General features: G+C 35.2%; 9 protein-coding genes and 1 pseudogene. 9 read left to right on the top strand and 1 reads right to left on the bottom strand.

The features are described 5' to 3' along the window. Both GVV22_RS08340 and GVV22_RS08335 read left to right on the top strand, forming a co-directional pair. The coding region (locus GVV22_RS08340) for a Cna B-type domain-containing protein (RefSeq protein ID WP_159649662.1) at positions 1-350 on the top strand (350 nt) is incomplete at its 5' end. Positions 351-1802: 1452 nt separating this feature from the next. Next, a complete protein-coding gene (locus GVV22_RS08335) occupies positions 1803-3107 on the top strand; it encodes a recombinase family protein (protein ID WP_159649661.1) in 1305 nt (434 codons plus the stop codon). A 253-nt stretch (positions 3108-3360) separates the two neighbouring features. On the opposite strand, the pseudogene GVV22_RS08330 reads toward GVV22_RS08335, so the two are convergent. Then, positions 3361-3576, bottom strand: a pseudogene (locus GVV22_RS08330) (transposase); the annotation flags it as partial. A 960-nt stretch (positions 3577-4536) separates the two neighbouring features. On the opposite strand from GVV22_RS08330, the gene GVV22_RS08325 reads away from it, so the two are divergent. Genes GVV22_RS08325 through purH form a run of 7 tightly spaced genes read left to right on the top strand, consistent with a single transcriptional unit; the run spans position 4537 to position 13494 of the window. Then, positions 4537-5226 carry a phosphoribosylaminoimidazolesuccinocarboxamide synthase gene (locus GVV22_RS08325; protein ID WP_159649660.1) on the top strand — a complete coding sequence of 230 codons (690 nt, stop codon included), beginning with the start codon at positions 4537-4539 and terminating at the stop codon, positions 5224-5226. Positions 5227-5270: 44 nt separating this feature from the next. After that, a complete protein-coding gene (locus GVV22_RS08320; RefSeq protein WP_159649659.1) occupies positions 5271-8693 on the top strand; it encodes an AIR synthase-related protein in 3423 nt (1140 codons plus the stop codon). Positions 8694-8703: 10 nt separating this feature from the next. Further along, complete coding sequence (gene purE, locus GVV22_RS08315) at positions 8704-9180, top strand: 5-(carboxyamino)imidazole ribonucleotide mutase (RefSeq protein ID WP_159649658.1); 477 nt, start codon at positions 8704-8706, stop codon at positions 9178-9180. Next, entirely contained in the window at positions 9181-10365 is a 1185-nt protein-coding gene (locus GVV22_RS08310) for an amidophosphoribosyltransferase (RefSeq protein WP_159649657.1), read from the top strand. After that, positions 10365-11378: a phosphoribosylformylglycinamidine cyclo-ligase gene (gene purM / locus GVV22_RS08305; RefSeq protein ID WP_159649675.1), complete on the top strand. Its 1014-nt coding sequence runs from the start codon at positions 10365-10367 to the stop codon at positions 11376-11378. Before GVV22_RS08310 ends, purM begins: the two co-directional genes overlap by 1 nt. Beyond that, positions 11375-11971 carry a phosphoribosylglycinamide formyltransferase gene (purN, locus tag GVV22_RS08300; protein ID WP_159649656.1) on the top strand — a complete coding sequence of 199 codons (597 nt, stop codon included), beginning with the start codon at positions 11375-11377 and terminating at the stop codon, positions 11969-11971. The genes purM and purN overlap by 4 nt, the downstream gene beginning before the upstream one ends. A gap of 2 nt (positions 11972-11973) precedes the next feature. Then, complete coding sequence (gene purH / locus GVV22_RS08295; RefSeq protein WP_159649655.1) at positions 11974-13494, top strand: bifunctional phosphoribosylaminoimidazolecarboxamide formyltransferase/IMP cyclohydrolase; 1521 nt, start codon at positions 11974-11976, stop codon at positions 13492-13494. The last annotated feature ends 1 nt before the right edge of the window (position 13495 follow it).

Here is a 13495-nt window from a genome sequence, read left to right as displayed (position 1 = left end):
GCATTGAATTGCAACTGTATCGTAATGGTGAAGCGTATGGCGAAGCTGTGAGCGTAGCAAATGGTACCCTTACACATGTATGGAGTGACCTTGATGCAACCGATGCAAAAGGTGTGGCTTACACCTATACAGTCGATGAAGTCGCTGTACCTGAGAATTACACCAAAGCAATCAGTGCCGATGGACTCACCATCACAAATACCTATGAAAAAACTAATAATTATGTACCTGTAAAGGAACCGGATCTACCAAACACAGGTATTTCAAATTCGAACCTAAATGTGGCATATGCGTTAGTTGTAGGCGGTCTGATTTTAGTATTAAAAAGAAAGAAACGTCAAATAAATTAAAAGCAAAGTAATATTTAACTAAATTGGTAATATCGCAAAAAGTCATCATTTTTAAATGATGACTTTTTGTAACTTTTAAAATAATGGTGGGATGGGTATTGCTAAATACACAGTTAATTTCATTAAGCAAGATTGTCCACGTTTTCATTAGAACAACAAAAAACCACAACTTAGTTTTCATAGTGTAAAAAGGGGACAATATGAGAGATCCAGTTGTGGTTTTTTCTAGATAATAAGACATTAGAGAGACTAAATGAATCATTATCAGGAAGTACTCCATCGAAAAAATCGCCATTGTGTTAGCAAATACGACTTAAATCATGTCGAAGGAGATAATAACATTATAGGATGATAATGGTTTACTAGCAAGAGATAGTACTTATATTCTCGAAATTTTTATTTCCCTGTTTTACTGTACCTTGTTTTTCTACATTTAGATGTAGCTAGAGAATTAAATCTAAAATAAATGGAAGTTATTTTATACAAGTTCATACATGAAAAAGTTCTAACAAATATGTAAAATAATGCAAATGAGACCAACTATGAACTTGTCAAGAAAATTTAGTAATTTAAGGCAATATTTCAAACGACTAGAAGACGTAACAAGAAAAAATTTTGAATAGAAGAAAACCACTTATTCGTGCATTCATTATATAACAAATTTTCTAATTTAGATTTTCTCATATAAAGAATATGAAATGAATTAATTTTTTTGCACAATGACCAAGCGTATCTGTATTCCGTGAAACATGATATGCAAACAAAATACGGGATCTTCGAAGCATTCGTTTCCTCGTTTAGACATTCGAGTGTTGCTTGAATGTCATCCATACCCGGTATTTGTTGATCGGGGAGTCAAGAGATTTAATAATTTCTATTATTTCAGATTTTACTGTTCTAATTAACGAACATAAAATTTCAAATTGTGAAACCCAAGATTTTAAGCAAAAAGACAGGGCTTATAAAACTAACACAGAATTGCGAGGGTGTCATTGAACCGAAAACTAACCACGTAAGGCTTTTTATAATATTAGTAGTTTTTATAGTGCGCTAAAGTATTAGAAGAGATGATGAACACTTTTGGTAAAATTTTCTTTCCTTAATATATCGGGGATATGATAGAATTAAAGTTGGAGGTATCTGAGATATGATATTTTCCAAACATTGCTTTGTAGGACAATTAGCAATACCTGCCCCTAGAAGGGAAGGACTTGCGAGTGCAAGAACTAATTTTGGTTCTTTTACTCATGGTGATACTGGTTAGATTATTGCTTGATAAGTAATAATTAATTAGTCTCCAAGTCCTATAAAGCAAAATAAAAGGCAGATGTTTGCGCATCTGCCTTTTCCTTTGGACTAGTCTCCATGTCCTACGAGTTAATTATAGCAATACAAGCTATAAAAATCAATTTCTTTATATTGATTTTCGTATACGATAGGAGAAAGAAAAACATGGAAACAAACAGAAAAAGAATAGGAATATATTGTCGTGTTAGCACCGATGATCAGGCGATTAATGGATATAGTTTAAGAGACCAAGAAAGACGAATACGACAGTACTTAGAGTTATTTGATGATAAATACAATCAAGAAACAGAACTATACATTGATGATGGGTATTCTGCAAAATCTTTGGATAGAAAAGATATGCAAAGATTGCTTAATGATATACAAGAAAACAAAATTGATACAGTTGTAATTCATAATCTAGATCGGTTAACAAGAAATATAAAGGATTTAATTACTTTAGTTGAATTATTTGAAGAGTATGATGTTAGATTAATTAGCATAAGAGAGAAGATAGAAACATCTGATCCAACAGGAATGTTATTTATAAGTATAATTGTACTCTTTGCTCAGTGGGAGAGGGAGACTACATCATTACGTACAAAAAGAGCAATCGATCAAGCTATTCTTGAAGGAAAATGGGTTCATGGCTTAACGCCAGTAGGTTTTGAATCTATTGATGGATATTTATCAATTGTTGATAAAGAAGCAGAAGTAGTACGAGAAATATTTGAAATGTACTTAATGGAGGAGTTTAATGTCCGTTCAATTTCAATTATTTATAATGCAAAAAACAAGCTCAATAAGGAATGGACTAATGAGATAATTAGAGGAATATTAAGAAACAGAATATATATTGGAGAGTATATAGGAAAAAGGGTAACAAATTTAAATCATAGTCCAAGTATTATTGATAGATCGTATTTTTATTCTGTTCAAAGAAAACTTGATGATAATGCGAAGATAAGGAAGTATCCTTATCTTTTCAGAGACAAGTGTTATAATGCTTATACTCTACAAAAATTTGAACAGAAAAGTACAAAGAAACCCAACTCTATTTACTTATATTATGTTGATCCGACTGACAAAATAAGAATTAATGAGAATATGATATACGAACAGCTTGAACCATTTATTGATAAACATATAAATTTAACTATTATGAAGTATGTAAAAAAAGAAGTCTTTAAACACAAAGATAACGATTACTTAATAAAGTTGCATACACATCTACATGACTCAGGCTTTATAGATTCTGATTATTTTACTGATGCCATAGAGCAAATTGAACAAACAACAGAAAAATTAGTAGACTTAATGAATAGAACGATATCAAGGATTAATTCGTGGAAACAGATGACAGGAAAAGAAAGAAAGAAATTTATTGCACTTCATATTGATAGAATACTTATAAATCCCAATGAAAAGAAAGTATTAGAAATTGAGTTTAACCAGTTGACACTCTGGTAACATAATGATATTATATTAGTAATAATAATTAGCAAGCAAATCACTTTGTAAACGGAACGCCAAACCAAAAGTTCGACTATGGGAGGTGCTCCCACCATGACACAAACGACAACCACTCATATTTGAGTGGTTTTTTTTAGCTCATTATTATTTAGTGTTGGTGAGATACTCCGACATATTTAGAGTCAGTACCATAGTCATAGAGATATGATGATGGTTTTTTAATTTTTAAGTGTATCATTGTATTCCATATTAGTAAAGTTCTGGATCTAAAGTTATAGAAATCCCGGTAACCAAAACCGATGCGTTTTATAACTTTAATAAGATTGTTGGTTCCTTCCAATCTCCCATTTGAGTAAGGATATGTTAGCGCATTAATGATGTAGAGTTCTTGCTTATAAAAGGTTTTCAAAACAGTTCGAATAGAAGCAGCAACATAAGGATTTGACGGATTGATTAAATTGGACAATAAGATGTGTTCTTACGCTTAATAGCTTGTTTTGATCACCTACAAGGCAAGTCTGAATTAAATTTTATGAGGATGTCTTCATAGAACTTCCATTAGCTTTGATTACATCATAAAGTAATTGTAACTTATGAAGTTTGGATAAAAAGCATTATCAAACTGGAAGATCCCTTTCTAGATATTTACACAGATACTGCAGTATTTCAATATCATATTAAATTGGCATTTAGTGAGTACATAGTCAAGAAGATAGAGACGTTTCGAAGCGGTCATAACACGTGGGTGTAGTTTCTTGACACTTTTGTGATAAGTTCATGCTTAAAGTTTTCAAAAAAAGATTTTAAATTCAAAATTATTATATGAATTTTAGTGAAGAGAAAATGATTGCTTCAAGCTGTTTTGTTCAAATAATTTTCCAAATGTAAATGAAGTCTTGTATTGATTTCAAGAACACAATACTTTGAAGAAGACAATTACTTCTGTTCTGCATTTACTTAGTTGTCCAAATAATACAGTCGTCATTTCAATATTATACTTTTTCCCTTCACTTACAACAGAGTAAAACTGTACAATTTGTGCTGAATTAAAATTTCTAACGTATGAAGATTAAATAATTCTCGTTAGGTAAATTATTTTCGCCAATACTGTAGATTCATGATACAAACTGAATATTTCTATCATCGATTAGGGATGATAAAAGGTTTTCTATTTGCAATTTAATCAAACTGTTGTGTTGACATCATCTGATGCTCTTGTTATATTGATAATGTAAAAACTAAATAAGCTCATGTAAATGGGCGAAAGTGTACCTAGGGTTCCGGAGCTTTGCTTGCTGGTCCGAGCGGTACAGACGCATCATGTCACACCTAAGGGATAAAAGCCCAGAGGGGTAGGTTTCGCTAAGCCTACCTTCTCTGGGCTTATTTTGTTTTATGAATGAAATCTATCTTAAGGAGGATAATGATGATTTTAGTCAAAAGAGGTAAAACAAAAGATGTTTATCAGAATGATAATGGCATGTTACAACTGCTTTTCAAAGACGATGCAACGGGTGCCAATGGAGTCTTTGACCCAGGTGCAAACACAGTTGGATTGACACTCCCGGGTATTGGTAAAAGAAATTTAGAATTGTCTAAATATTTATTTGAACTATTACGAAATAATGGAATTGCCACACACTATATAGATTGTGATGTTGACAGTTCCACAATGACAGTATTGCCAGCTACTGTGTTTGGTCATGGAGTTGAAGTAATTTGTCGTTTTGTCGCAACAGGAAGTTTTATTCGTCGATATGGTGACTATGTAGAAGATGGTGCAGTCTTACCTGCATACGTTGAGATCACATTAAAAGACGATGAACGCAACGACCCACTCATTACTCAAGCTGGTCTCCAAGTTTTAGGAATCATGAGTGCAGAAGAATATACTAATCTTGTAACAAAGACACAAGATATATCAAAACTAATTAAAGCAGAATTCAACAACTATGGAATTGATTTACTCGATATAAAACTTGAGTTTGGAAAAAACCAAGAAACTAACGAGATTATGTTGATCGATGAGCTTTCAAGTGGTAATATGCGGGTTTCAGAAAATGGAAACGTACTCAAACCTTTTGAACTCATTGACAAAGTACTAAGTCAAGTATAGTTGTTTTTATTTTGAAAAATAGAGTGAAAATACAAGGAGGAGTTATGGGTCAACTCATTGTTACAAGTCGTAGCGGGCTGGATGCGACAGAATCAAATTTTCTTACAAACGAAGCAAAAACATTTCTAAATCTCAATTCATTAGTAGAAATTCAAATTTTCCACATTTTTGAATTTGATAACGTAACACCCGAACATATGGACATTATCAAAGAAAGAGTATTTGACGAAGGAACAAATATCATCAGAACATCATTACCAGCGTTACCAGATACACATATACATGTTCGTTATGTACAAGGACAATATGATGCTTTGCAAGATGAAGTAGCATACATGGTAAATAAAATGATGGGCATGAGTTTAGCAAAAGTTTCTCATTCGATAATTTGTTCATTAGAAGGTGTTAATACTGAAGATTTTGAAACATTCAAAAAATACTATATTAATCCAGTAGAACTGGAAGTCTATGGTGGAGAAAAATCAACCCAAAACGTTGATACGTCTGACTTAGATCCAATCAAAGGATTTATAACTATGAATGAGGAAGAAATTCTGGAATTTAGTAAAGACTTTGCCATGGATTTTGAGGATATGAAGTTTACACAGGCATACTTTATGAAAGAGGGACGTAATCCTAACCGAACGGAGATAAAAGTAATCGATACCTATTGGTCAGATCATTGTCGACACACAACATTCTTTACTATCCTTGATTCCGTTTCAATTGAAGGTCAATACAAAGACTTAATAACAGAAACTTGGGAATCTTATTTAGAAACACGTGAATTAACTCAATCAACACATAATCCAATATCACTTATGAATATTGCGACAATTAATGCTAAAGAAATTCGCCAAAAAGGATTGTTGGAAGATCTTGATGAATCAGAAGAAGTAAACGCTGCAAGTATTCATGTTGATATTGATGGTGAAGACACATTGTTACTTTTTAAAAATGAAACACATAATCATCCAACAGAGATAGAACCTTATGGGGGAGCTTCAACCTGTATTGGTGGTGGGGTGCGAGATCCACTATCCGGTCGTGGATATGTATATCAGGCAATGCGAATTACAGGTGCTAAGAAACCTACACTACCTTACGCAAATACACGTCTATCAAAATTGAGTCAGCGTCAATTATGTCAAAAAGCAACTGAGGGATATACTGACTATCTAAACCAAATGGGTATCGAGGGAGGATATGTAAAAGAGTATTACCATGATGGCTTTGAAGCAAAACGTCTCGAGCTTGGAGCTCTTGTAGCTTCAGTACCAAGCGACTTTGTTCAAAAGAGTATTCCATCGCACGGTGATCGTATCTTATTTTTAGGAGCCCGTACGGGTCGTGATGGATTGGGTGCTGCAGTTGGGTCATCGAAGACTGTGAAGAAAGAAGCAATGGAATCAGTAGGAGCTGAAGTTCAAAAAGGAAATCCATTTATTGAACGTAAGATTGTTCGATTGTTTAGAAATCCACAAGCAATTAAGCGTATTAAGCGTTGTAATGATATGGGAGCAGGTGGAATATCTGTTGCTGTTGGAGAAATTGCTGATAGCTTGAAGATTAACCTTGATGCTGTCCCATTAAAATATGAAGGATTGAACGGTGGTGAAATCGCATTATCTGAATCTCAGGAACGTATGGTTGTGATCGTTAATCAGAACGATGTGGAAGAATTTAAGAAATATGCAAAATTTGAAGATTGTGACTGTGTAGAGATTGCAGAAGTCACAGACAGTGGTTTTATGGAGATGATTCACAAAGGAAAAACTGTAATTAAGTTAAATCGTGAATTTTTATCAAGCAATGGTACAGCTAAACATGCGGAAGTTCGTATTGAATCAAAAAAGGTAGTTTCAAATATGGAAAGTATAAATCTTGCTTCTCAGCGAGGATTAACAGAACAATTCAATCAACAAGGCTTACGTTCAGCAGAATTAACACCTTCTGAAGGTATGGCTGCACCGATTCCGGTATCAACTGGTTTATCAAACATTGCTTCAATTATGACTCACGGCTACAATCCATTTATTTCAGAAACAAGTCCATTCCATGCAGGATATATTGCGACAATCGATGCAATTACAAAAGTAGTAGCTATGGGTGGTTCAATTGATAAAATTCGTTTAAGTTATCAAGAATACTTTGAGAGTTTAGGAAAAGACCCGGTTCGTTGGGGTAAACCGTTAGCCGCTTTATTAGGTGCTTTCAAGGTTATGAAAGCACTTAATATTCCAGCACTTGGTGGCAAAGATAGTATGAGTGGAAGTTTTGATAATATTGATGTTCCCCCAAGTCTCTTATGTTTCGCAGTTCAAACAACACCAGTAAATAAGTTAAATAATCGCGTATTAAAAGATGTAACATCAAAAATTGTCTTGGTTAACAGTGGATATACACATGATACATTAATTGATATGGATCATTATGCTCGTTCAATGAATACGATTAAAGCATTAAATGATGAAGGAAAAATTCTCGCTGCATCATCAATTACTCGTACAATTGAACATGAAATTTTCGAGATGAGTGTAGAAAATCGCCTTTTGGTAAGTTATGACACTAAGCCACAAGAAGGTATCATGCCAGGATCACTCTTAGTTCAAGTAGAAAATCCCAAGATTTTAGAAGAATTGGATTACACTGTTATTGCGAGTGTTGCATCAGGGAAGGTTGATGAATCTCTTGAACAGAAAATTAGCGCATGGGAAGAGCCACTCAAGGAAATTTACCGTAATACAGAGTGGAATAGTGTAGCGGTTAAGCAAGAACTGCATCCTAAAACAATGAGTAAACACGTTCAAAAATGTAAGATGATTATCCCGGTATTAAGTGGAGTAACCGGTGATATTCATCTCGAACTCAATCTGAAGAGCTTAAATATTGAACACGAATTTGTTGTTATTAATCATGAAAATTATGAAGTATCTATCCAAGAGTTTACAGACAAGCTTAACGAATCAAATACACTTTTCTTAGCAGACGGATATAAAATGGTTAATAACGTTCTCAATAGCGGAACATACTATCAAGTGTTCTTAACACACCCACTGGTAAAAAACGCAATTAGTAGATTAATACGCCGACAAGGTATTGTCTTGGGAAGCGGTGCTGGCTTTGTTGGTTTAGTCAATACTGGTTATTTCCAAGGAAATACAAAGATTACAGCAAGCAAATATCACAAGTTTATCTCTAAAGCGTTAACTGCATGTGTTGTAAACAATCGCAATCGCCTATTTCAAGGGATGTTAGGGCAAGATATTGCAGTAAGACTAAATGGGTTCTACATCAACGTAGAAACAGATAGCACGGAATCATGTTTCCTCGTTTCGGAAGAAACATTGGGAGAAACACCAATGGTATTAGGTCTACAAAGTAAGGATGGTCATGTCATTGGTACAATTACTCAAATTGAAAACAATGAGGTTCTGTTAAGTACATTACTGAACTACTTTGCATAAGGAGAAAAATATGAAAGTTTCATTAATCATGGGGAGCACAAGTGATCAACATATTGGGTCAGCATGTGTTGACGTGCTCAAAAAATTTGGTGTTAATTATGAAGTACATATAATTTCTGCTCACCGTGCCCTTGACGTACTCCAAGAGTATTGTAGAGCACAAAAAGATGATACGGATGTTTATATTGCAATGGCAGGTAAAGCTGCTCATCTTGCAGGTGTTTTAGCTGGAATGGTTACTCAACCAGTTATCGGAGTTCCGATTAAATCAAGCATACTCGACGGTCTTGACGCACTTCTTTCAACAGTGCAAATGCCTAGTGGTATTCCTGTTGCTACAGTGGCAATTGATGGTGGTACGAATTCGGCACTTCTTGCAATTCAAATACTTGCGATTGGGAATTCAGCATTAAAAAAGAAATTAATCCTGTATAAAGAATCAATGAAGGAGCAGGTTTGTGCAATGGACTCAAACCTCGAACTGTAGATGAGTGGCATCATTGGTTGCATTTCCTTTAGTGGCGAGAATGTTTATCCAAGTCTTATAGAAGGGATGTATGGGCTCCAACATCGAGGGCAAGATAGTGTTGGTTTAGGATACTATATTGATGGAAAACCAGAAATTGTACACTATCCAGGAATTATAGGTGATTGTAGCTATCCTGTTGTATCTACAAACTCAGGTATCGGATTTATCAATTATGCCTTTACGGAAGAAAAGAAATCTCAAGAATCTTTACCGAAAATAATCAATGACACGGTGGTAGCATTTGATGGGAAATGTTCCTCTGACTCTGATGTAGCTTATGCTCATGTTAGCATAAAACCGACACGGCTTATGTGTTCACGAGATACTTACGGGATTAAACCCCTCATCATCGGAAAGGTCGATAATACATGGATTGTTTGTTCAGAATCATGTGTTATTGACACGTTGGGTGGAACTATTGTACGAGATGTGAAACCAGGTGAGTCAATAATAATCACCAAAGAGGGAATGCACTGCAGTGATACTGTGGTCACGAGCCATCACTTATGTCTCTTTGAACTTGTCTATATTGCGCGTCCTGACTCACATATTGATGAAATATCAGTTTACGGTGCTCGTATAAAGATGGGACATTACTTGTATGAAGAGAAACCAACAGAAGGAGATATCGTGGTAGGATCTCCTGATTCTGGAATGATTGCTGCTTTAGGATATTCTCAAGCTTCAGGAATCACTTATCAAAAAGCGCTTGTAAAGAACCGTTACATCACCCGAACTTTCATAAATAATGATGATGTTCAAAGAAAACAAAGCATTAAGATTAAGTTATCAGTAATTAAAGAATTGATAACAGGTAAACGCGTAATCTTAGTGGATGACTCCATTGTACGAGGGTCAACCATTAAACGAATTGTAAAATTGCTTAAAGAAGCAGGAGCTAAAGAAGTACACATTCGTGTGTCTTCACCACCCGTACTCTTTTCAGACAATGTCAGCATTGATATTCCTAAGAAGGAAGACTTATTGTGCTATGGTAAAGATTTAGATGCAATCCGACAAGAAATAGGTTGTGACTCAGTCTATTTCTTATCATTGCAAGGCTTAAAGTCTGCATGTGGAGCTCAAAAATTCTATACCCAATATTTCGATGGTAAAAGCCCATTTAAAGGAGAGAATAAATGATGTCACAAACATACAAAGAGGCAGGTGTTGATAAAGAAGCTGGTTATGAACATGTTGAACGTATTAAAGAAAGTGTAAAAAGCACACAAAATGCAAATGTATTATCACATTTGGGTGGATTCTCTGGATTATTTGAACTGGATTTAGATGGGATTGAGAAACCTGTATTAGTATCTGGAACAGATGGTGTTGGTACTAAAGTAAAACTTGCGTACGAACTTGATATCCATAATACAGTCGGAATCGACTGTGTTGCAATGTGTGTTAATGACATCATATGTCAAGGTGCTAAGCCTCTATACTTTCTTGACTATTTAGCAACAGGACATCTTGTGCCCGATAAAACAGTTCAAATTGTAGAAGGTATTAGTCAAGGGTGTATCCAATCAGGTGTGGCTCTTATCGGCGGTGAAACTGCTGAAATGCCTGGCGTCTATCAAGGTGATGACTACGACTTAGCAGGCTTTGCAGTTGGAGTTGTGGGTAAAAAAAAGATAATTACCGGTAAAGATATTAATGATTATACTGTGCTTATAGGTATTCCAAGTACGGGTGTTCACAGTAATGGTTTTTCATTAATTCGTCATGTATTAAGAAACACCGACTTAAAGGCAGAATTTGGAAGTACAGGTAAAAGCGTAGGTGAAGTCTTATTGACACCTACTAAAATCTATGTGGAATCTGTACTGAAACTCATCGATCATATAGAAGTTTTGGGTCTTGCCCACATTACGGGTGGCGGTTTGATAGAAAATGTTCCACGAATGCTACCAGAAGGATATCAAGCCAATATTGATTTTGATGCATTGAAAGTACCAGCAATTTTTAAATTAATTCAAGAGACAGGTTCAATTTCTAAAGGCGAAATGTTGAACACATTTAATATGGGTGTGGGAATGGTTATTGCAGTGGACAAGGAAAATGTAACAAAAGCGTTGGAGATCCTTGCTGCTGAAGGAGCTTATGAAATTGGGATCGTTGAAAAAGGCAATCAAGGTATAATCATCAAATGAAAAAACGATTAGCGGTCTTAATTTCAGGTAATGGTAGTAATTTGCAGGCGTTACTCGATGCTAGCTTTACACAAGGCGAAATAATTCTTGTTGTTTCGAACAAAAGAAATGCATATGGCTTGCAACGTGCCGAGAAAAAGGGTGTAGAAACATTCATTCCTGATAAAGAAAATTATGACGTCTCCCTCTATGAAAAACTTATGAATGCTAAGTTGGATGGAATAGTCTTGGCAGGTTACCTAAAGATCATTGACAAGAAACTTATCGGTGCATTTGAGAATAGGATGATTAACATCCATCCATCATTAATTCCAAGTTTCTGTGGTAGAGGGTTCTATGGTGAACGCGTTGCCCAAGCAGTTCTAGAATATGGTGTTCGTTATACGGGGGTTACAACACATTTTGCAACTGAGTTGGCGGATGAAGGTCCTATAATCTTTCAAGAAGTGGTAGCGGTAAATCCAGATGACACAGTGGAAACTTTATCAAAACGTGTTCTTGAAATAGAACATCAAATTATTGTTAAGTCTGTTGAATATTTTTGTAATGATGCCTTAGAAGTTCAAGGTCGTCATGTATTAATAGGAGCGTGAATATGAGTAAACGAGTTTTAATGTCAGTCTATGACAAAGAAGGCATTGTTGATTTTGCGAAATCATTAATAAAACTGGATTGGGAAATCGTATCAACGGGTGGTACTTACAAATTGTTGCTAGAAGAAGGAGTTAAAGTAACCGAGGTTAATGCAGTTACGGATTTTCCCGAAATCTTAAACGGCCGTGTTAAAACGCTGCATCCTGCCATCCATGGTGGAATTCTTGCTAAACGAAATTGTGATATGCATATGGATACTATTAAGACTTTAGGGATTACTCCTTTTGATATGGTAGTTTGTAATTTATACCCATTTGAAGCTACGATTCGTGACGAGAGTAAAACTGACGTTGATATTATTGAAAACATCGATATTGGTGGACCAGCGATGATTCGCTCTGCTGCAAAAAACTATCGTGATGTCTATGTTGTTACTGATAGAAATGATTACAATTTAGTAGTTGATGCGTTGCACAGTGATGACTTCGATATTCATCAGTATCTAGCATCAAAAGCATTTTCTTTAACAGCTAGTTATGATGCGTTAATTTCTCAATATTTCCTACATGTGGAAGGTAATGATTTACCATCCACACTCACGAAAACATATCGTAAGGTATCTGATTTGCGTTATGGGGAAAATCCACATCAAAAAGCATCATACTATGAGGAAATTACTGCCTCGGAAGCTATCGAGTTTCGGCAACTTCATGGTAAGGAACTGTCCTATAATAACATCAATGACATGACAGGTGCACTACGGGTTCTTCAAGAGTTTACAGAACCAACTGCAGTTGCAGTTAAACACGCTAATCCAAGTGGCATTGGAAGTGCTGAAACACTTAAAGAAGCATTTGAGAAAGCACGTGATTGTGATCCAGAGTCGATTTTTGGCGGAATTATTGCGCTTAATCGCCCAGTTAAACTTGATGTTGCGATGTTACTTAGTGATATTTTCTTGGAGGTCATTGTAGCTCCTTCATTTACTCATGAAGCTCAAGAAAAACTCATGAAGAAAAAGAATGTTCGTTTAATTGAAATGCCTAAAATTCAAAAATACCATGAAAATTCGACGCTAATCAAAGATGTACTAAATGGTGTATTGGTTCAAGAGCGTGATTTAGCACTGATTAATGAAGCGAAATATGAAGTTGTATCCAAGCGTCAACCAACACCTGAAGTGTTAGAACAACTTGATTTTGCATGGAAAGCATGTAAACAACTTGCCTCAAACGCGATTGTGATTGCTAAAAATAACATGACATTAGGTTTAGGTCATGGCGAAGTTCAACGGTACTGGGCGTGTGAGAAAGCTATTGAACGCTCGTTATTTCCGGTTGAAGGTAGCGTTATGGCTTCAGATGCATTTTTCTTTGAGGATACCATAGAACTATGCGCGAAACATGGAATTAAAGCGATTATCCAGCCTGGTGGTTCAGTAAAAGATCATAAAGTGATTGAACTTGCTGATAAATACGACATGACGCTCATATTTACAGGAATGCGTCATTTTAGGCACTAAT

The sequence above is a fragment of the Erysipelothrix aquatica genome (genome assembly GCF_009828825.1).
Lineage (GTDB): Bacteria > Bacillota_I > Bacilli_A > Erysipelotrichales > Erysipelotrichaceae > Erysipelothrix > Erysipelothrix aquatica_A.
The sequence above is the reverse complement of the archived record's forward strand: the minus strand, read 5'-3'. Positions and strand labels throughout refer to the sequence as shown.

Bases quoted from the DNA above. Each gene is read 5' to 3' on its own strand.
- GVV22_RS08335 (WP_159649661.1), top strand. From the start codon at position 1,803: ATGGAAACAAACAGAAAAAGAATAGGAATATATTGTCGTGTTAGCACC.
- GVV22_RS08325 (WP_159649660.1), top strand. From the start codon at position 4,537: ATGATTTTAGTCAAAAGAGGTAAAACAAAAGATGTTTATCAGAATGAT.
- GVV22_RS08320 (WP_159649659.1), top strand. From the start codon at position 5,271: ATGGGTCAACTCATTGTTACAAGTCGTAGCGGGCTGGATGCGACAGAA.
- purE (WP_159649658.1), top strand. From the start codon at position 8,704: ATGAAAGTTTCATTAATCATGGGGAGCACAAGTGATCAACATATTGGG.
- GVV22_RS08310 (WP_159649657.1), top strand. From the start codon at position 9,181: ATGAGTGGCATCATTGGTTGCATTTCCTTTAGTGGCGAGAATGTTTAT.
- purM (WP_159649675.1), top strand. From the start codon at position 10,365: ATGTCACAAACATACAAAGAGGCAGGTGTTGATAAAGAAGCTGGTTAT.
- purN (WP_159649656.1), top strand. From the start codon at position 11,375: ATGAAAAAACGATTAGCGGTCTTAATTTCAGGTAATGGTAGTAATTTG.
- purH (WP_159649655.1), top strand. From the start codon at position 11,974: ATGAGTAAACGAGTTTTAATGTCAGTCTATGACAAAGAAGGCATTGTT.